Genomic DNA, 23,952 nt, shown 5'->3' with positions numbered 1-23,952 from the left:
TAACACGCAGGATTAATTAACAGTCCTAATAATTGATAGAAATATTGCTCGTTTTTTATCCCTAATACGTTATGGTATTTAAATAATAAATAGACATAATAAAATTAAGGAACAGCCATGAATACATCTCCCTCTGATCACATTCCTCAAGAAGCCTTTGATTGGTATGACGAATACGCCCACGGTTTAATGGACCGACGTACTTTTATGAAAAAACTCGGTGGCCTTGCTGCACTTGGCTTTTCGATGGCTGTACTTACATCAGCATTATTACCTAACTATGCACTTGCTGAACAAGTATCGTTTAATGACGATGATATTAAAGCAACATACGAAGAATTTGATTCGCCAGACGGGCACGGTAAAGGCAAAGGTTACTTAGCAACCCCTAAAAATGTAGAAGGTAAGCTCCCTGTTGTTCTTGTGATACACGAAAACCGTGGATTAAACCCATACGTAAAGGATGTAGCAAGACGCTTAGCGAAGATAGGCTTTATTGCATTTGCACCCGATGCGCTATTTCCACTGGGTGGCTACCCTGGTAATGATGATGAAGGACGCGCTATGCAAAAAACCATGGATCGCGCTAAAATTCAAAACGATTTTGTAGCCGCAGCACACTTTTTAAAATCGCATGCTAACAGTAACGGTAAGTTAGGCGCTGTCGGTTTTTGTTTTGGCGGCTACATTGTTAACTATTTAGCGGCTGTAGATAGTAATTTAATCAGTGCCGGCGTACCTTTTTACGGCACTCCCGCCAGTGAAAGTTTACGTAAAAATATTAAAGCACCATTAATGATTCAATTAGGTGAGCTTGATAAACGTGTAAACGCGTCGTGGCCACAGTACGAACAAGACTTAAAAGCCAATAATGTTGAGTACACTATGCATATGTATAAAGGGGCAAATCATGGTTTTCATAACGACTCTACAGGTCGATATGATAAAGACAATGCTGAGCTTGCATGGCAACGTACCGTTGAGTTTTTTAATAAAAAGCTAAGTTGATCTGATTGCGTATTAATCCTTTAATACGCTTTTATCAATAATGCCTTTATTGACCAACTGCTGCAAAATAGCTTGGGATTTTTCTCTGCATGCATCACGTAGTAAACGAACCGCTGGGGTTATTGACTGCCTACTTGGGCAAATAAGCCAAAGTTCACCATTAACATGTTGATAATTTGGCATAACAGTAACCACTCTGTCATTGAGTAAATCGTCGGCTATATCAAGTGCCGACTTTACAGCTAAGCCCTTACCTGCAACGCACCAGCGCCTGACTAAATCGCCATCGTTTGAGGCGCGCCTGCCATTCATTTTAACTTTATATTTTGACTCACCATCACTGAATTCCCACGTATTATTTATAATATCCTGCAACTGATAAAACAAACCTTGATGCGACGCTAAATCATCAGGGTGCACGGGAGTCCCGTTTTGTAAGAGATATTCGTCAGTTGCACATAATAAGCGTGGTACGTTACAAATTTTAAAACCATAAACGCTTGCATCATTAGGCGAGCCATAACGAAGCGCTATATCAACTGAGTCACGATAAAAGTCGATATTGCTATCACTTATATGTGTTCTTAAACTTAATTTAGGGTAAGTGTCCATGAGTTCATCAATCCATGGGATCACCAAGTTACGTCCTAAATCAGATGAAAGTGCAACACGCAGCTCCCCTTCTATTTCGTCGTGTTCACCTTTAAGGTTTTGTTTTGCGAGTTCAAGCACTGCTAGAGCCTGTTCACATTGTGGTATGTAGCGCTCCCCAGCAGCAGACAACCTTAAATGACGTGTGGTACGAACAAATAGCTCACTACCAAGGGCTGCCTCAACACGTTTAATAGCAGCGCTTGCTGTGGCTGTACGCATATCTAACTTAGCAGCTGCGAGCGTAATACTTCTAAACTCAGCGACTTTTAAAATAAGTTTTAAATCTTCTATGTTCATATTATCTATTTATATTTGATAATGATTCAACAATTATGCGGTTTATCTATATTAAAGCAAGGTCTACTATATATCCATCAGCTAGCCAAAGCATGGCTTGCACCTTATATGTAAACAAATTAGGACATTTACTATGAAAGCCATTGGTTATAAAAAATCTCTTCCTGTTTCTAATCCTGAATCGTTAATTGATGTTGAATTACCACAGCCAGTTGCAACAGGTCGAGATTTATTAATTAAAGTTAAAGCTATTGCAGTTAACCCAGCAGATTACAAAGTGCGTGCATCTATGCCCCCTGCTGAGGGTGAAGTAAAAGTTATTGGTTGGGATGCCGTTGGTGAAGTTGTTGCAATCGGCGATGCTGTAACGGCATTTAAACTCGGTGATGTGGTTTATTACGCAGGTGACATTACTCGCCCAGGTAGTAATGCAGAATTTCAAATAGTGGATGAGCGCATTGTAGGATTTAAACCGCAGAGCTTAACCGATGCTGAAGCTGCTGCATTACCACTTACTGCAATAACAGCGTACGAATTATTATTTGAGCATTTAAACATTGTAAAACAAGCCGCTGATGCAACAACAAAATCAGACGAAGTTATTTTAGTAACTGGTGCAGCAGGCGGCGTTGGCTCTATTTTTATTCAACTCGCTAAAGCGATTACTGGCGCAACAGTGATTGCCACTGCATCGCGCGAAAGCTCGCAAGCATGGGTTAAAAAACTAGGCGCAGATTATGTCGTTGACCATACAAAACCATTACCCGCTCAAATTGATGCATTAAACATTGGCTCGGTAACACATGTAGCAAGCCTGCATAGTACTGATACTTACTTTGAAGCGTATACAGAGGTACTTGCACCATTTGGTAAAATTGCAATGATTGACGACCCTGAGTCACTAGACGTTAGCAAATTAAAAATGAAGAGTTTATCGCTACATTGGGAATTTATGTTTGCCCGCTCAATGTTTAATGCCAAAGATTTAATTGAGCAAAGTAAGTTATTAAATCATGTTGCTGAGTTAATTGATCAGGGCCACATTCAAACCACGATTGGTAAAAACTTAGGCACTATAAATGCGGCTAATTTACGTATTGCTCACGAAGAGCTTGAAGGCGGTCGCTCTATTGGCAAAATAGTGTTGGAAGGTTTTTAATTCTATAAATATTACTCGCCTTATTTATACCTGAATTGATTAAAGGCGCCAATGCAATTGGCGTCTCCGCCCAATATTTCGGGGTGGCTTTTGCTGTATTTATATTTATTAAAGAAACTATTACCTAATAATATTTGATAATGATTCAACAATATACCTGTTTATCATATTGTAATAATCCTCTATTATCCGCACATAACTATATTGATAAGCCTTACGTTACGTAGATATATCGATTGTATTAAGTAAGTAGAGTGATTTAAAAGCACGATATTATTTTTGTAATAAATTTTTAAAAGGGTTTGTTTTTACTAAAACTGACTCAACATAGTAAATACTGGTAAAACACCTACTCAATGGAAAAACTAATGACTCATCCTATTATTAATGACTTAGAAAAGCGCTACACAGCAAAACGTTACGATGCAACGAAACGTGTATCTCAAGACGATTTAACCGTTATTTACGAAGCTATGCGCCTGTCTCCTTCATCTATTAACTCGCAGCCTTGGAAATTCATCGTAATTGAATCAGATGAGGCTAAAGAGCGTATGCATAGTACATTTGCTAATAAATTTGCGTTTAACCAGCCACACATTAAAACAGCTTCGCATATAATATTATTTGCTCACAACCCTAAATATACCCGCGATGATTACGCACAAATCATTGGTGCAGATATTAAAAATGGTCGTACTAAAGCAGAAAATCGCGAACAAGCTTTTGGTGCTTACGCGTTTGTTGATATGAATACTGATGAGCAAGGCGTTAATGAAGAGTGGACTAAAGCACAAACTTACATTGCACTGGGTAACACTATGCATGCAGCTGCACGCTTAGGTGTTGACTCTACTCCAATGGAAGGCGTAGATGCCGAGCTGATTGGCGAAGTTTTTGAAAAAGAACTTGATGGTTACGTGTGCGACGTAGCATTAGTACTTGGCTATCACGATAGCGCAGAAGACTATAATGCTAAATTACCTAAATCTCGCTTGGCAAAAGAGCAAGTTATTCAGGTTTTATAAGTAATACGTTATAAACTTAAATGATAACAATATTAAAAAACCACTTATTTAAATAAGTGGTTTTTTGCTTTAAAGCAGTTTAACTTACTTGAAGCTGCGCAGCCTGAATGTATTGCACTAAATCCTCAATAGAAACCACAGTCATATTGTGTTTATTAGCATAATCACTCACCTCAGGTAAGCGCGCCATTGAACCATCTGGATTTGTTAGTTCGCAAATTACGCCAAATGGTTTTAAGCCGGCAAGCTGCATTAAATCAACGGATGCTTCGGTATGACCACGACGAACTAATACTCCGCCCGTTTGTGCTTTTAAACCAAATACATGCCCAGGGCGCGATAAATCACTTGGTTTAGCGTTATCGGCTGTCGCTGCTTTTATAGTAGTTACTCTATCAGCAGCAGACACGCCTGTTGTAACGCCATGCTTAGCTTCAATAGTGACTGTATAAGCGGTGTTATTTTGACTTGTGTTGTGGGTTACCATTTGCGGTAAGTCGAGCTGTTTAATGCGCTCCTCCCCCATGCATAAGCAAACAATACCGCTGCCTTCGCGGATCATTTCGGCCATTTGAGAAGTCGTTAAATGCTCAGCTGAAAATACAAAATCGCCTTCATTTTCACGGTTTTCGTCATCAACAACAAGTACGCCTTGCCCTTGCTGTAGTGCAGCAATTGCGCTTTGTACGCGGATATGGCTTTCGCCGAATTGAGTAAGTAGAGACTGAATCATCATTATATTCCAAATAAAAAATAATAGATTCAGGACTGTGAAAGGATCAGTAATACATCGCTTTAAATTTAAAACGATCACTACCAAAATAGCTTAAATAAAATAACAAAAAGCACGCAGCAAAAAGCAGCGCACACTGTTATACCAACGGCATTAAATTAGTGACCTATTATAACGCTAAAAAATAGCTCACTTAACGCGATACAATGATCGTGTCTTTAATAAAATTGGTATTAGTATAATAAGCCATATTCTCTTTCATCCGGACTGTAACCGTCGGCTCTGGCATCTCACCAGATCTGCTTGACCTTTACTTAACCTAGTTAAAAAATAAGTTAAATAAAGCGCTCGCGGGCTCGTTTAAGTTATAAATAACATTAAACATACCGCCGGTGGGGAATTTCGCCCCGCCCTGAGAATGTACTTTTATAACTAAAGCGCTATAAAAGCGGACTTATTATACCCTTTAACTTAATTACTTATCAAAGGTAAGTGAATAAACTTCTAACAAAGCTCGGTATTTAATGAGGCTTTGACTACTTTACCTTCATTTATATCAGCGGTGATTGTACAAGTAGCGCCGTTTACTAAATTTAAGTTAGGTGGAGCATGACCAATATCGGCATCAACAATCACAGGAAATAAACACCCACCTAGTGCAACATCAAGCGCGTGGCGGTAATCAAAAGAAGCATCTTGACCTTGAGTGATCACGCTGCGACCAATAATAATACCGTTTATATCGTCAAATATACCTGCTAATTTTAATGAAAGTAAAAACCGTGCAACGGTTGTTGGCGTCAGCTCTGAGTTTTCTAGGTATAAAATAAGCCCTTCGGGTGCACTGTGTTTTTTAAATTCATGTAGTGCCAAAAATGGAGAGTCGAGTAATAAGCCGACTGTATCTAAACAGCCACCAAATAAACGACCCGACATTTCAATAGTGCGTGCATCAAAGTAATTTAAACACTGCCACTGAGTAACTTCTGTGTGTTCAAACAATGCATTTGGGTTTTGTACGTAATCAGGTCTATTTTTTTGATAATGAGATGACGGTGCTTGCTCAAATTTGCTACCTGCTTCATAACTTAGTGTTTCAAATATTTGCAGGCAATAAGGACTTTTTTCGTCAGGATGTAACTGCATAAGATTAGCGCTGTGTAGTGTTGCCCATTGGCATTTTGCCGTGAGTGCGCATGCAATGGTGCTTACATCAGAGAACCCAACTAACCATTTAGGCTTTGCTTCTTTAATTGCGTTAAAATCAAGTAGGGGCAGTATTTCCATTGCAAGCTCGCCACCAAATGGAGGCATAATTGCATCTATCTCATCATCTAATAAAAAACCCATTAACTGCTGAGCGTGCGCTTTGGCGTTAAGCTGTCCAAGCGGTTTGCTTTGACGTAAAAACTCTCCTTCAACAACATCATACCCTCGATGTTTTAATCCATTAATAACAATGTCTAACCGTGCATGGTACTTTTCTTTAAGGCCTGATGAAAGTGAACAAATTGCTATTTTTGATCCTACTTTTAAAGGCGCTGGGTAAAGTATATTAGGCATATATTTTCCTTTTTAGAGAATACGTTAATACCAATTACATTAAATCAGCGAGTTATTTGATGCGCTAAATGCTCATTTTTTTAGTAAATTGATATAAGTACCTACTATACCAACATAGACCATATTTATAGAACATGAATACTGTACAAACGCGCCTACCATTAAAGGTTAAATTACAGACATAAAAAAACCGATGTAATTACATCGGTTTTTATTTAAAAACGTTAAAGTGAGTTATGCGTTAAAGATACTCAACTTCAATGATTTCGAACTCAACAATACCTTTTGGCGTTTGAATAGACACTGCGTCGTCCATTTGTTTACCAATTAAGCCACGTGCAATCGGTGAGTTAACAGATATTAAGTTGTTTTTAATATTTGCTTCGTCATCGCCCACAATACGGTATTTTACTTCAGCATCGGTTTCTATATTTACAATAGTTACCGTAGTACCAAAAATAACTCTACCGGTATTTGGCATTTTAGTTACGTCGATAATTTGAACATTTGAAAGTTTAGCTTCAATTTCTTGAATACGCCCTTCACAAAAACCCTGTTGCTCACGCGCAGCGTGGTATTCAGCGTTTTCTTTTAAGTCACCATGTTCACGTGCAACCGCAATATCACTTACGATTTTAGGACGGGTAACTGTTTTTAATTCGTTAAGCTCTTTACGCAGTAAATCTGCGCCACGAACTGTCATCGGAATTGATTGCATACTTTTCTCACTTAACACCAAGGCCCTAGTTGGCCTTGGCACATTTCCTTAGTTCAATCGCAGATGTAGCTCTTGAACTGACGTCACTTTGCTGCGGTCATCTGCTTTATTAGCAGTACAGTTAGCGAATGCCGCGTTCAAGGTTGTCGTATAGTTGGTTTTATTTTGCAATGCACCACGACGTAACACCTTCGAATCTTCGATCGCTTGGCGACCTTCGGTGGTATTAACGATATAGCTGTACTCTTTATTCTTGATATAATCAAGAATATGCGGGCGGCCTTCATATACTTTGTTTACACGTCGTACTTCAATGCCAGCTTCTTCAAGAGCTTGTGCCGTGCCACCAGTTGCGTCAAGTTCAAAACCTAAGTCGGTCATGATTTTGGCTAATTCAACAATACGTGGCTTATCGCTATTACGAACAGATAATAGCGCGCGACCACCGCGTGGTAAAGTGTTGCTTGCACCTAATTGTGCTTTTGCGAATGCTTCGGCGAAAGTATCACCAACACCCATCACTTCACCTGTTGAACGCATCTCAGGACCACGGATTGGATCCACACCCTGAAACTTAGCAAATGGTAAAACAACTTCTTTAACGCTGTAGTAAGGAGGGATCACTTCTTTAGTAATACCTTGGCTCGCTAAAGACTGCCCAGCCATACAACGTGCAGCTACTTTTGCAAGCGCCACACCGGTTGCTTTTGATACAAACGGTACAGTACGTGCAGCACGCGGGTTAACTTCGATTAAGTACACTTTGTCTTCTTTAACTGCAAACTGTGTATTCATCAAGCCAACAACACCAAGTTCAAGCGCCATGTCGGTTACTTGCTTGCGCATTACGTCTTGCACTTCTTGTGATAAAGAATGTGCTGGTAATGAACAGGCTGAGTCACCCGAGTGAACACCCGCTTGCTCAATGTGCTCCATAATACCGCCGATAATTACTTGCTCGCCGTCACAAATTGCGTCAACGTCAACTTCAATCGCGTTATCTAAGAAACGATCCAGTAATACAGGTGCTTCGTTTGATGCTTGTACAGCTTCGGTCATGTAGCGACGTAAATCATCTTCGTCGTATACAATTTCCATCGCACGACCGCCTAGTACATACGACGGGCGTACTACTAACGGGAAGCCAATTTCAACTGATTTAAGTAAGGCTTCTTCGGTTGAAGTTACTGTTGCATTTTCTGGCTGAAGTAAGTTTAAACGCTCAACAAGTTGTTGGAAGCGTTCGCGGTCTTCTGCACGGTCAATCGCATCAGGTGAAGTACCAATCACTGGTACACCATTCGCTTCAAGCTCACGCGCTAGTTTAAGTGGTGTTTGACCACCGTACTGTACGATAACGCCTTTTGGCTTTTCAACACGTACGATTTCGAGTACGTCTTCAAGCGTAATTGGTTCAAAGTATAACCTGTCAGATGTATCGTAATCGGTAGATACCGTTTCAGGGTTACAGTTAACCATAATTGTTTCGTAACCGTCTTCGCGAAGCGCAAGCGAGGCATGTACACAACAGTAATCAAACTCAATACCTTGACCGATACGGTTTGGACCACCACCAATAACCATGATTTTATCACGATCTGTTGGGTTAGCTTCACACTCTTCATCGTAAGTTGAGTACATGTAAGCAGTGTCTGAGCTAAATTCTGCAGCGCACGTATCAACACGTTTGTATACTGGCACGATGTTTAATAAATGACGTTTTTTACGAATTTCAGCTTCAGATACACCTGCAATTTCTGCTATACGCGGATCTGCAAAGCCTTTGCGTTTAAGTTTACGTAGGAAGTCAGCATTTAAACCCGCCATGCCTACTTTCGCTATTTTTGCTTCGTCTTTTAAAATGTCTTCTATTTGTACTAAGAACCAGCGGTTAACTTTAGTCAGTTCGTAAACATCATCAACGCTCATACCATGGCGCATTGCATCGGCAATGTACCAAATACGCTCAGCGCCTGGCTCGCGTAGTTCACGAATTATTTTTTCTTTTGCTTTAGGATCATCAAGCGCAACTATCGGGTTAAATCCCGTTGCACCCACTTCAAGACCACGTAATGCTTTGTGTAATGATTCTTGTTGGTTACGACCAATTGCCATTACTTCGCCAACTGATTTCATTTGCGTAGTTAAACGGTCGTTTGCACCGGCAAATTTTTCAAAGTTAAAGCGAGGAATTTTTGTAACAACGTAATCGATTGAAGGCTCAAAAGACGCGGGAGTTTTGCCACCAGTAATGTCGTTTTGAAGCTCGTCAAGCGTATAACCTACGGCTAGTTTTGCTGCAATTTTAGCAATTGGGAAACCCGTTGCTTTTGATGCTAATGCAGATGAACGTGATACACGTGGGTTCATCTCAATGATAACCATACGGCCATCTTCAGGATTAATACCAAACTGCACGTTAGATCCGCCAGTTTCTACACCAATTTCACGTAATACTGCCATAGAGGCGTTACGCATAATTTGGTATTCTTTGTCGGTTAGCGTTTGCGCTGGTGCAACGGTGATTGAATCGCCAGTGTGAACACCCATAGGGTCAAAGTTTTCAATGGTACAAACAATAATACAGTTGTCGTTTTTATCACGTACAACTTCTGTTTCGTACTCTTTCCAACCAATCAGTGATTCATCAATTAGTAATTCGTTCGTTGGCGATAAATCTAAGCCTCGTTCACAAATTTCTTCAAACTCTTCTAAGTTATACGCCACACCGCCGCCGGTGCCGCCCATAGTAAAAGAAGGCCTGATAATACATGGTAAACCAATGCGCGTTATGATGTCTTTGGCTTCATCCATAGAGTGAGCAATCTCAGCACGAGGACATTCAAGACCAATATTTTTCATTGCTACGTCAAAGCGTTCACGGTTTTCTGCTTTGTCGATTGCATCAGCTGTTGCACCAATTAGTTCAACACCATGTTTAGCCAATACACCGTGCTTGTCTAGTTCAAGCGCACAGTTTAATGCCGTTTGACCACCCATTGTAGGCAGTACTGCATCTGGCTTTTCTTTTTCAATAATTTTTTCTACCACTTCCCAGTGAATTGGTTCGATGTATGTTGCATCGGCCATATCAGGGTCGGTCATGATAGTTGCAGGGTTTGAGTTAACTAATATAACTCTGTAGCCTTCTTCTCTAAGTGCTTTACACGCTTGAGCACCAGAGTAGTCAAATTCACAAGCTTGACCAATTACAATTGGGCCTGCGCCTAAGATAAGAATGCTTTTTATGTCGGTACGTTTTGGCATTATTACTCCAGTTAAATTAGTGTTTACGCGCTTGCATCAAATCGATGAAGTGGTCAAATAATGGGGCTGCATCGTGCGGACCAGGGCTTGCTTCAGGGTGACCCTGGAAGCTAAACGCAGGTTTATCTGTACGATGAATACCTTGAAGCGTTCCGTCAAATAACGATTTGTGCGTGGCACGAAGCGTACTTGGCAGGCTTGACTCTTGAGCTGCAAAACCATGGTTTTGAGCTGTGATCATAACTACATCGCGGTCTAGGTCTTTAACTGGGTGGTTAGCGCCGTGGTGGCCAAATTTCATTTTTTCTGTTTTAGCACCTGAGGCAAGGGCTAATAACTGATGACCTAAACAGATACCAAAAATTGGTGTGTCGGTTTCTAAAAAGGTTTTAATTGCATCAATAGCGTAAGTACATGGCTCAGGATCGCCAGGGCCATTAGATAGGAAGATACCATCAGGGTTTAAAGCCAGTACGTCAGCGGCAGAGGTTTGCGCTGGTACTACTGTAAGTTTACAACCACGGTCTACAAGCATACGTAAAATATTACGCTTTACACCGAAGTCGTAGGCAACAACATGAAACTTTTCATCAGCAGCATCAAGGGTTTTAAATCCTTCGCCTAATGTCCAGCTTGATTCGCGCCACTCAAAATTTTCCTTGGTTGAGACAACTTTTGCTAAATCCATACCTTTTAAACCTGGGAAGGCTTGCGCGGCTTGTAACGCTTTATTTTCGTCTAGCTCGTCGCCAGCAATAATACACCCGTTTTGTGCGCCTTTATCACGCAAAATTCGAGTTAATTTTCTGGTGTCGATGTCCGCAATACCTAAAATATTACGTTCTTTTAAGTAATCATCTAACGATTGCTCGTTACGAAAATTACTTGCTAGCAGTGGCAAATCACGGATCACTAGGCCTTTAGCCCAAATTTGATTCGCTTCTTCGTCTTCGCTGTTGGTACCCGTATTACCGATATGTGGGTACGTCAAAGTTACGATTTGTTCCGCGTATGATGGATCAGTCAAAATTTCTTGATAACCAGTCATAGACGTATTGAATACTACTTCACCGACTGACATGCCGTCAGCGCCGATTGCAGTACCGCGAAACACTGTGCCGTCTTCTAGGACTAACAGAGCGGATTTAGTCAAGTTAAACCTCCTAACAGTAAAAAACGGGAGTAAGCAATTGCTTAACACCCCGCCAATACCCAGAGGGATCGTCAAAACCAGATTTCTGTGAGCTTAAATTGTTTTACGCAGTCTTAAATGATGCAGATGTAAAGCATTCAACCTTCAATCATTTTTTCTTGCCTAAAACTATTTTTATTCCCACTGAAACCCCGGATTTACTAGCCACTTGGGTATAATTGGAAACACGCATTTAGTAATTTTTGGCAAATTGGCTGCATATTACATTAAGTTAGCTTTTAGGTCTAATATTATTTAGTAAATTGTTACAAACAAGTCACTGTAGGCAAAATTAGACCCAAACAGTTAAAAAAGTAACTAAACTACTTCAGATCTAGTACATCTTGCATATCATAAAGTCCTACAGGTTTATTTTTCAACCAGCTTGCAGCCCTTACAGCACCTAGAGCGAATGTCATTCTTGAACTTGCTTTATGGGTTAATTCGAGTCTTTCGCCCATTGTGGCGAAGTATGCGGTGTGTTCACCTACTATATCGCCCCCTCTTAGTACCGAATAACCAATTTCATTTTGCGATTTAGCGGTCTCCACTTGGCTGCGGTCATATACAGCAACCTCGTCGTGGTCCCAGCCTTTAGCCTGTGCAATTGATTCGCCAATGGCTAATGCTGTGCCCGATGGCGCATCGATTTTATGACGATGATGCGCTTCAAATATTTCAATATCTAAATCGTCACCAAATTTGGTCGCTGCGGTTTGCACAAGGTTCAGTAATACATTGACTCCTACACTGTAGTTTCGCGCAAATACAATAGGAATATGCTTAGCGGCATCGTGTAAAAGTGCCATATCGTCGCTTGTTAAGCCCGTTGTACCAATAACCATAGGAATTTTTTGTGCTACAGCGGTTTTTAAATGGTTTTTCATACCAGCGGGAAGCGTAAAGTCGATTAAAACATCTACATTATCTATTGTGGTTTCTTCGCTAAAGCTAACACTGTTATCGGCTGCGCTATTTACTTGATTTACATTAATACCTAATAACGATGAACTGCTACGAACGTATGCACCTGTAAGTTGTGTTTGCTCTTTAATTGTCGCTGCTTCTAATAGAGCTAAGCCCATTCTGCCATTAGCACCAAAAACGCCTATTCGATTTGTAGTCATTGTTTTTACCTAATTTAAATTTGGATCCGTTTTTTACTAATCTGAGTATATATCCGGTGCATTACAAATACGCGCTTGGGCATTTTTATGCAGTTGGACAAATATTAATCGCTGAAAATAGCGTTACTTTGTAGATATTATCTAAAAGTCATGCAATAGTCAGGTGACCTTTTAATTTAATAATAATAACAATACCAGTTTACTTTAGCCATCTATACATTTAAACTTCTCTTTCGCGTCGATTTGGTCTTTGGCTTGCGGGCGCTGCACTCTCCTAATTTTGTTAATGATTAACATAGTAGGTAGATTTGCTAAATTCAGCTAAAAGAGGAATTTTTGGCTGTTGTAAATTAACTGGTTTCGAGGATTATGATGCAGCCATCATTTAACAAAAATAAAGCAATACTTTCTTTACTACCCCTTTTAACCTTTGTAGCACTATTTTTGGGCTCTGGTTTATATTTACAATCGCAAGGGGTTGACTACGCTTTTTATCAACTTCCTGCTCCAGTGGCTATATTACCCGCCATTATGCTTGCGTTTATTTTAAATAAAGGCACAGTAAACGAATGTGTAGAGACCTTTATTAAAGGTGCCGGACACAACAATATTATTACCATGTGTTTAATTTACTTACTTGCAGGTGCTTTTTCTGCCGTTGCCAGTGCAACTGGTGGTGTAGATGCGGTAGTAAATGCTGGCTTATCACTTATTCCACCTTCGTTATTGCTCCCTGGCTTATTTTTAATTGCAGCGGTTGTATCAACAGCTATGGGGACGTCAATGGGAACAATCGGTGCTATTGGGCCTATTGCTTATGCGGTATCAATTAAAACAGGTATCGACCCTGCGTTAATGGCCGGTACGATTGTATCTGGCGCTATGTTTGGTGATAACTTATCAATTATTTCCGATACCACTATCGCAGCCACGCGAACGCAGGGCTGTGAGATGAAAGACAAGTTTAAAGAGAATCTTAAAATTGCAGTCCCTGCTGCAATACTAACTATTGGCTTGTTGTTTTATTTAACACCTGCGGCGCAGGTAGTTGAGACCAAAGATTACGATATTTGGTTAGTACTTCCTTATGCCTTTATTTTAGTGCTAGCAGTTGCTGGCTTGAACGTATTTGTAGTGTTGTTTAGCGGTATTATTTTTGCTGCATTAATGGGCTTTACAGGAAGTTATGAAGGCGCAAGCTTTGTAAAAGACATTTACAAAGGCTTTACCGATATGCAGGAAATATTTTTACTATCAATGTTTATTGGTGGCTTATCTGAATTTATTCGTATTAACGGTGGCCTTGATTTCATTGCTCAAAAAATTCAAGCCATAACTAAAATCATTGCAAAATGGCACCGTAAAGTGGCCGATCAATTAGGTATTGCAGCATTGGTTATGACAAGTAATATGTGTATTGCTAATAATACCGTATCAATTATTGTTGCTGGCCCTATTGCTAAAAAGCTAGCAGATGATGGTGAAATAAGCGGTAAACGCTCTGCAAGTTTGCTTGATATATTTGCTTGTGTAACGCAAGGCTCACTTCCTTATGGCGCACAAGCGCTACTGTTAGGTGCTACGTTTAAAATTAGCCCGTGGGAAGTATCAACGTCTTCTTATTACTGTTTTATTTTAGCATTTACGGCGATTACTATTATTTGTTTGCGCCGTAATAAAGCGTAATAAATTGAGTCATTACATGTTGCAGCTTATTAAGTAGGCTGCAACATGTGTTAAATTAGCGATCAACAAATCAATCTCTTCTGCTATAATTGCCGCTTCCGCGTGTCACTAAAATTATAGTTATAAACAGTTATGAAATTTAAAAAATTACTCCCTTTTATTACCCTTACTTCTCTCGCTTTATCATCGTCGGCTTTCGCTGCCAATTGGAGCAGTACAGCAGTACATATAAATAATGGCAGCCAAAAAAATCCATTTTCTAAGCAAGAGTCAGACACCACTGTTTACTCGCTTCAACATGCATCGGGCTATGACTACGGCGATAATTTCTTTTTTATTGATTACAGTAAAGACGATATAGATGACGGTTACCAAGATGCTGATTTTTATGGTGAGTGGTACTCAACGGTTAGCTTATCTGCCATCACTGGTAAGCAAATTGGCTCTGGCGCATTATTAGATGTTGGCCTAACGGGCGGTATTAACGTTGCTGGTGATGCAAAAGTAATGAAGTATCTACCAGGTGTAAAATTAAGCTGGGATGTACCTGGGTTTAACTTTTTTCAAACGCTGTTCACAGCCTACATTGACGATAGTGAAGGTGTAGCAAAAGGCGGCGCACCTATCGAAACTAATAGTTGGATGCTTGATGTAGCTTTTGAATATCCTTTCACTATTGGCTCACAAAAGTTTAGCTTTAAAGGCCACGCTGAATACATCGCAGAGCGTGAAGATGAATTTGGTAACGATGTACAAGCTTGGATATTAGCACAGCCTATTTTAGTGTGGGATATGGGTCACGCCCTTCAAATGAAAGAAAACACACTACTGCTGGGAATGGAATTACAATACTGGCACAACAAATTAGGTACTGAAGTCACTGAATCGGTACCACAAATCCATATTGAGTGGACATTTTAAGCTTCAACAATCAGCTCTTTACTCAGTAATAATAAGCGAAGCACTATTTTAGCTTCGCTTTTTTTCGTCCACGTAAAACATTTAATTGAACAGGTTTAAATACTTAGTTATTGTTGTACTTCTTTTTAAGCCAAGCGCTCGCCTTTAATAGGAGTAACTGAATGTCGTCGATTAAAGTTATTTGTTTCTCTACATTATTAGTACTAACAAACAATGCCTTAGCTGGCACTTCTCAAGATACATCCGCCCTTTCTTATGATGCACTATTAAGCAATTACGAATACGACTTTAAGGTAAATTACTTTGCACTTGAGTCGCAAAAACAATCATTAAAAATGGCTTATATTTACTTAAAGCCAACTAAAGCCGATATGCCTACAGTTACACTTATGCATGGCAAAAATTTTAATGCTGACTACTGGACTACCACTGCGCAATACCTGCAATCTTTAGGTTATGGGGTATTAATCCCTGATCAAATTGGTTTTGGCAAGTCGTCTAAGCCAACTAATTACCAGTATTCGTTTGCGACGCTTGCTCATCATACTCACGCGTTAATAGATTCACTTAATATTAAAGAGTCGATTGTACTTGGGCACTCTATGGGTGGGATGCTAGCGAGTCGTTTTGCATTAATGTACCCAAACGCCACTAAAAAGCTAATTTTATTAAACCCTATTGGGCTTGAAAACTACTTGCAGTATGTTGATTACAAAGATACTAATTTTTTCTATAAAAACGAGCTTTCAAAAACACCGGAAGGCGTTAAACGTTATCAGCAAAAAAATTACTACGATGGTAAGTGGAATACAACATATTCAGCTTTAACTGACTTTATAACAGGGCAAATACAAGGCCCAGATAAAGAACAAATGGCATGGGTGAATGCAAAAACATACGATATGATTTTCACTCAACCTGTAATAACCGAATTTAAAGATTTAACTGTGCCAGTTAAATTAATTATTGGTACACGCGATAGAACCGGTCCAGGCCGTAACTGGAAAAAAGATGATGTTGATTACGAGCTTGGTCGATACGATAAATTAGGCAAACACGCTGCAACACTTATTCCTGACGCACAATTATTCGAACTAGATAACTTAGGGCACCTGCCGCACATTGAAGATTTTGAACGCTTTAAAAATGTATTACAAAAAGCGCTTACAACTAAATAAAGGTGAGTACTGAATACAAAAACCCCTGTAAGTAATTACTCACAGGGGTTTTTATTTAGTAATTAAACTAGATTACAGCTTACATTGTGGGTTTTTACCCTGTGCTTTAGCTGTACTTTGCTCACTAAGTGCTTTACTCATTTGTGCTTGTAAGTCTTTAATACGACTGCTTGGCGCTGGGTGAGTTGATAAAAACTCAGGTGTTGTACCACTACCTGCTGCACTCATATTTTGCCAAAGGGTTACTGATTCTTGTGGATTAAAGCCTGCTTCAGCCATTAAATCCAAGCCAATTTCATCAGCTTCTGACTCGTGCGAACGGCTAAATGGCAAAACAACACCATACTGTGCGCCTAAGCCTAGACCCTGCATAATTTCATTACGGTATTGAATGTTACCCATTTCAAGTGCTGCACTACCAAGTTGCATACCGGTATCTAAAATAGAGCTTTGTGAAACACGTTCATTAGAATGCTCAGCAATTACGTGCCCTACTTCGTGCCCTAGCACTGTTGCTAGTTGGTCTTGATTGGTGGCTATTTTTAATAAGCCCGTATGAACCCCAATGTAACCACCAGGTAGTGCAAAAGCATTAGCAGATTCATCTTCAAATACAACTACTTCCCAATTTTGCGACGCGTATTCTTTTGGTAATACAGCCACTACTTTTTCAGCAATGCAGTTTACATATGCATTTGTTTTTGCATCTTTATTAATTGGTTGGCTTTTTTTCATATCTGCAAAACTAGCAGTGCCCATTTCACTCATTTGTTGATCTGAGTAAAGCGCTATTTGAGTGCGTCCTGTTGGTGACGTTTTACAACCGACTAAAACGGCTGTCGCTAATACTGCAAGTACTAGTTTTTTCATGATAATTCTCTTAAGTAATGAATTTTTTATTACTTGTAGAATAGCAAACACAGTACCAATTTAAAATATTTGCTTTATATACCTTTATATTAAAAAGATACGATGAGACGATAAACTTAGCAGGCAAACTAAGTTTATCCAAATACAATGCCCTGTTACACTATAGCCCTTGTTTTTAGTGATTGTTGAGTTTACACATGGACGCCTCAGCCTCGTCTTTTAATACCCGTATTTTATTGCCTTTATTAGCCAGTATCGTGGCGATTACTCCTTTGGCTATTGATATGTATTTGCCCGCCATGCTGGTAATTGCAAGCGATTTACAAACTAATATGCCAAATGTACAAATATCGTTGAGTATTTACTTAGCGGGTTATTCATTGGGGATGTTATTTTTTGGCCCTATTGCCGATCAAATTGGCCGCCGTAAGCTCGCACGTATTGGCTTAACCCTATTTGGCGCAAGCTCACTTGCACTCGCATTTACAACCGAAATCCATGCGTTTTGGACTCTTAGAGCAGTGCAAGCATTTACCGGAGCGGCAGCAACCGTAGTCGTACCGGGTATTATTCGCCATATTTATCAGCAAAATACAGCTAAGGGAATGTCGTATGTGTCGATGATCATGATGGTAGCACCGTTAGTAGCCCCCTCTGTTGGTTCGTTTATTTTAGGATTTTCTGTTTGGTCAACCATATTTTTGGTTCTTGCTGGATATAGCTTTTTAATATTAGCGTTTGTACAAGTGTATTTAATAGATATACCTATTCATAAAAATGAGAAAAAAGGCCTCGCTCTATTTTTTGATAGCTATAAAACAGTACTGAGTAATAAAGACGCACGTGCGGATATACTCAGTTCTATGTTTGTATCGTTTGGATTTTTTTGCTTTTTGACCTCAGTACCATTTATTTATTTAGATTTATATGAAGTGTCAGAACAGTTATTTGGTGTGTTATTTGCGTTTAATGTAATGGCGCTTATGTTTGGTAACTTTTTAAATACGCGAATTGTACCAAGGCTGGGCTCTCGAAAAATGCTCTATATTGGGCTTGTATGTGGGTTTGTATCGGGCCTTTCGCTGTTAACATTTAGCTTATTGCACTTATCACTTTATTATATTGTGGCTGCTATTGCGCCATTAATGATGAGTTTAGGTGTCACTGCAAGTAATGCTGATTCGCTAATATTGATGAAGTTTGAAAGAAACACAGGTACAGCAACGGCCGTAATTGGCACACTTCGTTTTGGTAGTGGTGCATTAGTTGGCCCGTTACTCGCAATTATGCATGCAAAAAGCGCAGTGCCATTTTCAAGTTTAATGTTTAGTGCTGTGTTACTCACTATGCTCGTACAGCTAATTCACTATAAAAAAGACAAAAAAAATGCCTCAATATGAGGCATTTTTATCAAAGCTAATAACCTTAAATTAATTAAGCGTCTGCAGCTTTAGAAACCATAACCATTGCAGGGCGTAATAAACGACCATTCAATGTGTAACCTTTTTGCATAACAGCAAGTACTGTATTAGGTGTTACATCGTTACTTGGTTGAATTGACATTGCTTGATGAAAATCTGGATTAAACTGCTCACCTTGTGGGTTTACAATTTCAACACCAAATTTAGAAACAGCGTCATTAAAGCTCTTAACCGTCATATCGATACCTTCAAGCAACGGCTTTAGTGTCTCATTTTCTTTATCAGAAAATTCAATAGCACGTTCAAGGTTATCAATTACAGGTAGTAATTCGTTAGCAAATTTTTCTAGTGCAAATTTATGCGCTTTTTCTACATCTTGTGCTGCACGACGACGAATATTATCTACATCTGCTGCGGCACGAACAACACCGTCTTTTTGATCAGCAATTGTTTGCTTTGCAGCTTCAAGCTCTGCATATAACATCGCAATTTCTGCTTCAGGGCTTTGTTCTTGTTCTGCATGCTGATCAGCGGCTTCTACTGCTGCTTCTACATCAGCCTGCATTTTAGAAATTTCTTCGTTTAATTCTACTTCTTGCTCAGGGTTTTGTGTCTGCTCAGACATAAAATACGTGCTCCAATTCTTTACAACTGCGGTAATTATGGGGATTGAATAAAAAGATTCAAGAGTTAGATGCCTCAATTAATTTAAATTCTTGAATTATTTCTTCAATCTGCGCTGATTTAGGACAAATTATACAAAAACGGCTTTGATATTCTTGATTTTTAAAGTACGGCACGCTTATTACAATTAATTCATCGCACTCAGTAAAAGGTAATTTTTCGCTATTAAGTACCGATACACCATTTTTAAAAGCAAGCTTATCTTCTACATAATTTAAAAACGAAACACCAATATTTAAACTTTGTTCGCAATCGATTTGTTTGTAGAGGTAATTTTCACCAACAACAATACTATTATCTGAGCCTAATTTTTGGCTTAGTTGTCGCGTCCATTGATTAAGCGAATCATGACAATTTCGAGGCGCTGTATTTGCCATAGCTTGCATACGGTACAAACCTTCCATTAAGGTTTGTTGGCTAAATACAGTATTCAACCACGTGGCAAATTGATAACGAACAGAGTCTGACGAATCATGAGGTTTATCAATACAAATATTGTGACTCTGCCCTGCCCTATCTATTAATAAAATGAGCCAGTCGGTAGAATCAAAATCAAGCACTTCTACTCTAAACACTTGCTGTGAACTGGCTTGAGGTAAACCAACACAACAACATACTTGATATTTTTGGCTCAAACCATGCGCTAGCTCAACGAGTTGTGACTGCTGTGGTTGCCAATAATTAGCAATATCAGCAAGCACAAAAAATTCGTCAAACCAATAATCAAACCCTTCATTTGTCGGCACTCGCCCTGCGGATGTATGAGGTGAATACAATAAGCCCACTTTTTCTAAGCGAGCCATAGCATTACGAACCGTAGCCGAACACACTGCCATGCCTTTAAGCTTGGCAATTTTTGTTGATGGAACAGGCAAGCCTTCACCATTACAGTACATGTTCATAACAGCTGAAAAAATTTGCTGATCTCGTGGGTTTAGTTTCATGGTATCTACATCTTGTTGCATGAAAGAGATATCGGGGCGTTTAGTTCTTTTTCAAGTCGTGCAGCTAACTCACTACGAATAAAATTGAAGGTTTATAATATTGCTATAATCTGTATTTTCAAACACTTCTGTTTTGAGTTACTCTACTATTATTAAATCTCTTTGTGCGTACATTATGGACTCTCCTTTTAACACCATAGGCCTAATTGGCAAACCTAATCACCCGGGAGCCGCTGCTACCCTTCAGCGTTTACATACCTTTTTACTTGCGCTTGGCTTTGAGGTAATAGTAGAAAAACGCACAGGGAGTCAGTTAGACGATATTCCGCATGACAAACTTGTTAAGTTAGTCGACTTAGGTGAACAAGCCGATTTAGCCATTGTTGTAGGTGGTGACGGTAACATGCTTGGCGCAGCACGCGTACTTGCGCGCTTTAACATTGCTGTAATTGGTGTAAATAGAGGCAACCTTGGCTTTTTAACTGATTTAAACCCTGAAGGGTTTGAAGCGAGCTTAGAGCAAGTACTCAGTGGTGAATACCTTGAAGAAAAACGTTTTTTATTAGAAGTAGAAGTATATCGCCACAACGAATTAAAGAGTGCAAACTCAGCCGTTAACGAAGCGGTACTTCATGCTGATAAAGTAGCGCACATGATTGAATTTGAAGCTTTTATAAATAATGACTTTGTGTTTTCTCAGCGCTCCGATGGTTTAATAGTATCAACCCCGACAGGCTCTACGGCGTATTCACTTTCAGGTGGCGGTCCAATATTAACGCCAGAACTAAATGCTATATCGTTAGTACCTATGTTTCCTCATACCTTATCTAGCAGACCTTTAGTGGTAGATGCCGATAATGAAGTTCGTTTAAAACTAAGCCTAGAAAATACAGATAGCCTACAGGTAAGCTGCGACAGCCACGTAGTGCTAGCCGTATTACCCGGCGATGAGGTAGTAATTAAAAAAGCCGATAAACAATTGCGCTTAATTCATCCAAAAAATTACTCTTACTACAACGTTTTACGTACAAAACTGAATTGGGGTAGTCGTTTGTACTAATTTTATTGCCAAATTTAGTACTATAAAGCAAAATGGCGACTTAAAATAATAATCAACTAATTTAGGAACGAGTAGCAATGACTTATGTAGTATTCTTTGCTTTACTGCTATTAATTACACTTTTATACAGTTACCTCAAAATTGAGAGTAACCGTAAAAAAGCGATAGAAGCTAGAAAAAAGCTATTTAATGAACGTGTTTCGCATGTAAATACGCGCCTTAAAGCAAAGCTTAATGATCTACTTGATGCTAAAATAATTCGCCCAAAATACGTTCCTCGCATTCAAGCTATTGTAAATAATTTTTTTGTTGTTCAATCACATACAGACGAGAACTTGCAACAGCTTGAAGATACCGCCGACCTACTAATTAATACGTTGTCCAACGAGTTAATTAAAATCAATCAAACAAATATAATTCAACCATTGATTGATAATATACAGCACTTTGTATCTGAGTTGCCCCAGCAAGGCATTTTATACAATAAGAGTTTTTATATTAATACATTACCTCCCCTCATTGCTCTGCTTAAAACCGAAGAGAGTATACAACCTACTGATATTGTTGATGATCAAATTGATGCATCTTCCCAAACTTCCGATACACAGTTTACTCAAGATGTAAGTGTTGCTTAAATAATAAAAAATTAATTTGCAAAAAAACAAAACACTGTATAAATTAACAGTTAATTGACTGGATGGATAAACAGTATGTTAATTGGTTTAGAAGTTAAAAATTTTGCAATCGTAAGTAATTTAAGCACAGAATGGCGCAGCGGTATGACTGCGATCACAGGTGAGACAGGTGCTGGTAAATCTATTGCTATTGATGCCCTATCGCTATGCTTAGGTGAGCGCGCTGAAGCATCAGCAGTTCGCCCAAGCTCTGATAAAGCAGAAGTATGTGCACAATTTGACTTAACAGATCTACCGCTTGCTCAAGCATTTTTAGAGCAACATATGCTAAGCACTTCTGACAACGAGTGCTTATTACGTCGTGTTGTTTGTAAAAATGGCCGTAGTAAAAGCTATATTAATGGTAGTGCAGTTACCGCATCACAATTAAAAGAACTTGGTCAATATTTAATATCTATTCATGGACAACATGCCCACCAATATTTATTAAAAGCTGAGCATCAGTTACAGCTTTTAGATGCCTATGCAGGGCATCACCACTTAGTAAACTCAGTAAATAAAAATTATAAACAGTTTGCTAACTTACAAAAAGAATTTAAACACTTAGAACAACAACAGCAGCAACAAGCAGCGCAAAAACAATTGTTAGAGTATCAAGTTGCTGAGCTTGATGAATTTGCATTACAAGAAAATGAGTTTGATTTAATTGAGGCTGAGCATTACAAACTAAGCAATAGCCAAACAATATTAGAATCGTGCCAACGTGAGTTACAACACTTATATGAAAGTGATGAGCAAAACGCTTGCTCATTACTACAGCACAGCGCTCAACAATTTACCGAACTGGCTCAATATGACGAAAGTTTAGCAAGCGTAGCTGCTATGCTTAGCGAAGCCGCTGTACAAGTTGAAGAAGCAAGCCGCGAAGTGCGCAATTACACTGAGCAAGCAGATTTAGACCCGGCACGCTTAGTTGAAGTAGAAAATAGGCTAAGTGGAGCTATGGATTTAGCGCGTAAGCATCATATAAAACCACAGCAGTTAGTTGAGTTTCATCAATCGATTGCTCAAGAACTTGAGTCAATAAGTAATAATAGTAATCGTCTGGAGCAGCTTGAGTCAGAAATAGAAAGCGCGTTACTTAGTTACAAGCAAACTGCTGATGAATTAAGTAAAAGCCGCTGCGAATATGCTAATACACTTAACACACTAATAAGTGAAAGCATGGCTAACTTATCAATGGAAAACGGTGTTTTTGAAATAGCCTTAACTCAAGAGAGTAATCGTACACCAAACAGCCTAGGCTTTGATAATGTCTCGTTTTTAGTATCAACTAATCCGGGGCAACCACTTCAGCCATTAGCTAAAGTAGCATCAGGTGGTGAGCTTTCTCGTATAAGTCTTGCTATACAGGTAATTATTGCCCAAAAAGTAACAACCCCAACGCTTATTTTTGATGAAGTTGATGTAGGTATTTCTGGCCCAACGGCATCTGCTGTAGGTAAGTTATTACGCCAATTAGGTAAATCAACTCAAGTAATTTGTGTTACTCATTTACCGCAAGTTGCCAGTAGTGCACATCAGCAATTTTTTGTAGCTAAAGAAATAGCACAAGGCGAAACGTTTACTCATATGCTGCCTTTAAATAAAGATGGCCGTATTAATGAAATAGCCCGTTTACTTGGCGGCGATAACATAAGCAAAACAGCTAAAGCAAATGCTAAAGAACTAATAATGGCTCACGCCTAATGTGTTAGTAAATAACGTCTTCAAGGATTAAATAATGCACAGTACTTTAGTTGATTTTTGT

The 23,952-nt window shown here is 39.2% G+C and carries 20 protein-coding genes and 1 riboswitch; of the genes, 10 read left to right on the top strand and 10 right to left on the bottom strand.

Features of this window, described 5'->3' with window-relative positions; translation table 11 throughout:
* Positions 1–117 precede the first annotated feature (117 nt).
* Complete coding sequence (locus tag I6F42_RS02710; protein ID WP_197150790.1) at positions 118–1,008, top strand: dienelactone hydrolase family protein; 891 nt, start codon at positions 118–120, stop codon at positions 1,006–1,008.
* Between the two features lie 12 nt (positions 1,009–1,020).
* Here I6F42_RS02710 and I6F42_RS02705 read toward each other — a convergent pair whose 3' ends face one another.
* Complete coding sequence (locus I6F42_RS02705) at positions 1,021–1,959, bottom strand: LysR family transcriptional regulator (RefSeq protein ID WP_197150787.1); 939 nt, start codon at positions 1,957–1,959, stop codon at positions 1,021–1,023.
* 133 nt (positions 1,960–2,092) lie between these two features.
* Between I6F42_RS02705 and I6F42_RS02700 the strand changes: the two genes are divergently transcribed.
* Both I6F42_RS02700 and I6F42_RS02695 read left to right on the top strand, forming a co-directional pair.
* On the top strand, positions 2,093–3,118 hold the full coding sequence (locus tag I6F42_RS02700; protein ID WP_197150786.1) for a zinc-binding alcohol dehydrogenase family protein: 1,026 nt from the start codon (positions 2,093–2,095) through the stop codon (positions 3,116–3,118).
* Between the two features lie 368 nt (positions 3,119–3,486).
* Positions 3,487–4,143: a nitroreductase family protein gene (locus tag I6F42_RS02695; RefSeq protein ID WP_197150785.1), complete on the top strand. Its 657-nt coding sequence runs from the start codon at positions 3,487–3,489 to the stop codon at positions 4,141–4,143.
* A 79-nt stretch (positions 4,144–4,222) separates the two neighbouring features.
* Here the strand turns inward: I6F42_RS02695 and ribB are convergent, their stop codons facing one another.
* The 6 genes from ribB to dapB form a co-directional block, all read right to left on the bottom strand.
* Complete coding sequence (gene ribB, locus I6F42_RS02690; protein WP_197151119.1) at positions 4,223–4,876, bottom strand: 3,4-dihydroxy-2-butanone-4-phosphate synthase; 654 nt, start codon at positions 4,874–4,876, stop codon at positions 4,223–4,225.
* Between the two features lie 246 nt (positions 4,877–5,122).
* A riboswitch (FMN riboswitch) is annotated at positions 5,123–5,300 on the bottom strand.
* 80 nt (positions 5,301–5,380) lie between these two features.
* The gene (locus I6F42_RS02685) at positions 5,381–6,439 is read right to left on the bottom strand and encodes a S66 peptidase family protein (protein ID WP_197150784.1); all 1,059 of its coding nucleotides are present in this window, start codon (positions 6,437–6,439) and stop codon (positions 5,381–5,383) included.
* Positions 6,440–6,680: 241 nt separating this feature from the next.
* Positions 6,681–7,157 carry a transcription elongation factor GreA gene (gene greA, locus I6F42_RS02680; RefSeq protein WP_010553419.1) on the bottom strand — a complete coding sequence of 159 codons (477 nt, stop codon included), beginning with the start codon at positions 7,155–7,157 and terminating at the stop codon, positions 6,681–6,683.
* 48 nt (positions 7,158–7,205) lie between these two features.
* Entirely contained in the window at positions 7,206–10,424 is a 3,219-nt protein-coding gene (gene carB, locus I6F42_RS02675) for a carbamoyl-phosphate synthase large subunit (protein ID WP_121955296.1), read from the bottom strand.
* A gap of 16 nt (positions 10,425–10,440) precedes the next feature.
* Positions 10,441–11,577, bottom strand: a complete 1,137-nt coding sequence (gene carA / locus I6F42_RS02670) for a glutamine-hydrolyzing carbamoyl-phosphate synthase small subunit (protein WP_007375827.1) — start codon at positions 11,575–11,577, stop codon at positions 10,441–10,443.
* 362 nt (positions 11,578–11,939) lie between these two features.
* Entirely contained in the window at positions 11,940–12,743 is an 804-nt protein-coding gene (dapB, locus tag I6F42_RS02665) for a 4-hydroxy-tetrahydrodipicolinate reductase (RefSeq protein WP_024592675.1), read from the bottom strand.
* Between the two features lie 372 nt (positions 12,744–13,115).
* On the opposite strand from dapB, the gene I6F42_RS02660 reads away from it, so the two are divergent.
* The 3 genes from I6F42_RS02660 to I6F42_RS02650 all read left to right on the top strand — a co-directional run bounded on the left by I6F42_RS02660 (position 13,116) and on the right by I6F42_RS02650 (position 16,528).
* The gene (locus I6F42_RS02660; protein ID WP_007584540.1) at positions 13,116–14,429 is read left to right on the top strand and encodes a Na+/H+ antiporter NhaC family protein; all 1,314 of its coding nucleotides are present in this window, start codon (positions 13,116–13,118) and stop codon (positions 14,427–14,429) included.
* 132 nt (positions 14,430–14,561) lie between these two features.
* Positions 14,562–15,350 carry a hypothetical protein gene (locus I6F42_RS02655; RefSeq protein WP_010553415.1) on the top strand — a complete coding sequence of 263 codons (789 nt, stop codon included), beginning with the start codon at positions 14,562–14,564 and terminating at the stop codon, positions 15,348–15,350.
* Positions 15,351–15,511: 161 nt separating this feature from the next.
* Positions 15,512–16,528 carry an alpha/beta fold hydrolase gene (locus I6F42_RS02650; protein WP_197150781.1) on the top strand — a complete coding sequence of 339 codons (1,017 nt, stop codon included), beginning with the start codon at positions 15,512–15,514 and terminating at the stop codon, positions 16,526–16,528.
* 72 nt (positions 16,529–16,600) lie between these two features.
* Here the strand turns inward: I6F42_RS02650 and I6F42_RS02645 are convergent, their stop codons facing one another.
* On the bottom strand, positions 16,601–17,398 hold the full coding sequence (locus I6F42_RS02645; protein ID WP_010553413.1) for a M48 family metallopeptidase: 798 nt from the start codon (positions 17,396–17,398) through the stop codon (positions 16,601–16,603).
* 197 nt (positions 17,399–17,595) lie between these two features.
* Between I6F42_RS02645 and I6F42_RS02640 the strand changes: the two genes are divergently transcribed.
* Positions 17,596–18,798: a Bcr/CflA family efflux MFS transporter gene (locus I6F42_RS02640; RefSeq protein ID WP_165725904.1), complete on the top strand. Its 1,203-nt coding sequence runs from the start codon at positions 17,596–17,598 to the stop codon at positions 18,796–18,798.
* Positions 18,799–18,832: 34 nt separating this feature from the next.
* On the opposite strand, the gene grpE is transcribed toward I6F42_RS02640, so the two are convergent.
* Both grpE and I6F42_RS02630 read right to left on the bottom strand, forming a co-directional pair.
* The gene (gene grpE / locus I6F42_RS02635) at positions 18,833–19,444 is read right to left on the bottom strand and encodes a nucleotide exchange factor GrpE (protein ID WP_007375833.1); all 612 of its coding nucleotides are present in this window, start codon (positions 19,442–19,444) and stop codon (positions 18,833–18,835) included.
* Positions 19,445–19,502: 58 nt separating this feature from the next.
* Complete coding sequence (locus tag I6F42_RS02630; RefSeq protein ID WP_024590838.1) at positions 19,503–20,468, bottom strand: HrcA family transcriptional regulator; 966 nt, start codon at positions 20,466–20,468, stop codon at positions 19,503–19,505.
* Positions 20,469–20,622: 154 nt separating this feature from the next.
* On the opposite strand from I6F42_RS02630, the gene nadK reads away from it, so the two are divergent.
* The 3 genes from nadK to recN all read left to right on the top strand — a co-directional run bounded on the left by nadK (position 20,623) and on the right by recN (position 23,891).
* Complete coding sequence (gene nadK / locus I6F42_RS02625; RefSeq protein WP_004335384.1) at positions 20,623–21,507, top strand: NAD(+) kinase; 885 nt, start codon at positions 20,623–20,625, stop codon at positions 21,505–21,507.
* 77 nt (positions 21,508–21,584) lie between these two features.
* Complete coding sequence (locus tag I6F42_RS02620) at positions 21,585–22,142, top strand: hypothetical protein (RefSeq protein WP_197150774.1); 558 nt, start codon at positions 21,585–21,587, stop codon at positions 22,140–22,142.
* A 75-nt stretch (positions 22,143–22,217) separates the two neighbouring features.
* A complete protein-coding gene (gene recN, locus I6F42_RS02615; RefSeq protein WP_007584560.1) occupies positions 22,218–23,891 on the top strand; it encodes a DNA repair protein RecN in 1,674 nt (557 codons plus the stop codon).
* Positions 23,892–23,952 lie beyond the last annotated feature (61 nt).

Source organism: Pseudoalteromonas sp. SWYJZ12 (genome assembly GCF_015864395.1).
In the GTDB taxonomy this organism is placed as follows: domain Bacteria; phylum Pseudomonadota; class Gammaproteobacteria; order Enterobacterales; family Alteromonadaceae; genus Pseudoalteromonas; species Pseudoalteromonas arctica.
The sequence above is the reverse complement of the archived record's forward strand: the minus strand, read 5'-3'. Positions and strand labels throughout refer to the sequence as shown.

Excerpts from the sequence above, each read along its gene's own strand:
- dapB (WP_024592675.1), bottom strand. The coding sequence starts at position 12,743 with ATGACTACAAATCGAATAGGCGTTTTTGGTGCTAATGGCAGAATGGGC.
- ribB (WP_197151119.1), bottom strand. The coding sequence starts at position 4,876 with ATGATTCAGTCTCTACTTACTCAATTCGGCGAAAGCCATATCCGCGTA.
- I6F42_RS02695 (WP_197150785.1), top strand. The coding sequence starts at position 3,487 with ATGACTCATCCTATTATTAATGACTTAGAAAAGCGCTACACAGCAAAA.
- I6F42_RS02705 (WP_197150787.1), bottom strand. The coding sequence starts at position 1,959 with ATGAACATAGAAGATTTAAAACTTATTTTAAAAGTCGCTGAGTTTAGA.
- I6F42_RS02620 (WP_197150774.1), top strand. The coding sequence starts at position 21,585 with ATGACTTATGTAGTATTCTTTGCTTTACTGCTATTAATTACACTTTTA.
- I6F42_RS02650 (WP_197150781.1), top strand. The coding sequence starts at position 15,512 with ATGTCGTCGATTAAAGTTATTTGTTTCTCTACATTATTAGTACTAACA.
- nadK (WP_004335384.1), top strand. The coding sequence starts at position 20,623 with ATGGACTCTCCTTTTAACACCATAGGCCTAATTGGCAAACCTAATCAC.
- I6F42_RS02655 (WP_010553415.1), top strand. The coding sequence starts at position 14,562 with ATGAAATTTAAAAAATTACTCCCTTTTATTACCCTTACTTCTCTCGCT.
- I6F42_RS02630 (WP_024590838.1), bottom strand. The coding sequence starts at position 20,468 with ATGCAACAAGATGTAGATACCATGAAACTAAACCCACGAGATCAGCAA.
- grpE (WP_007375833.1), bottom strand. The coding sequence starts at position 19,444 with ATGTCTGAGCAGACACAAAACCCTGAGCAAGAAGTAGAATTAAACGAA.
- I6F42_RS02700 (WP_197150786.1), top strand. The coding sequence starts at position 2,093 with ATGAAAGCCATTGGTTATAAAAAATCTCTTCCTGTTTCTAATCCTGAA.
- I6F42_RS02645 (WP_010553413.1), bottom strand. The coding sequence starts at position 17,398 with ATGAAAAAACTAGTACTTGCAGTATTAGCGACAGCCGTTTTAGTCGGT.
- greA (WP_010553419.1), bottom strand. The coding sequence starts at position 7,157 with ATGCAATCAATTCCGATGACAGTTCGTGGCGCAGATTTACTGCGTAAA.
- recN (WP_007584560.1), top strand. The coding sequence starts at position 22,218 with ATGTTAATTGGTTTAGAAGTTAAAAATTTTGCAATCGTAAGTAATTTA.
- I6F42_RS02640 (WP_165725904.1), top strand. The coding sequence starts at position 17,596 with ATGGACGCCTCAGCCTCGTCTTTTAATACCCGTATTTTATTGCCTTTA.
- I6F42_RS02685 (WP_197150784.1), bottom strand. The coding sequence starts at position 6,439 with ATGCCTAATATACTTTACCCAGCGCCTTTAAAAGTAGGATCAAAAATA.
- I6F42_RS02710 (WP_197150790.1), top strand. The coding sequence starts at position 118 with ATGAATACATCTCCCTCTGATCACATTCCTCAAGAAGCCTTTGATTGG.
- I6F42_RS02660 (WP_007584540.1), top strand. The coding sequence starts at position 13,116 with ATGCAGCCATCATTTAACAAAAATAAAGCAATACTTTCTTTACTACCC.
- carB (WP_121955296.1), bottom strand. The coding sequence starts at position 10,424 with ATGCCAAAACGTACCGACATAAAAAGCATTCTTATCTTAGGCGCAGGC.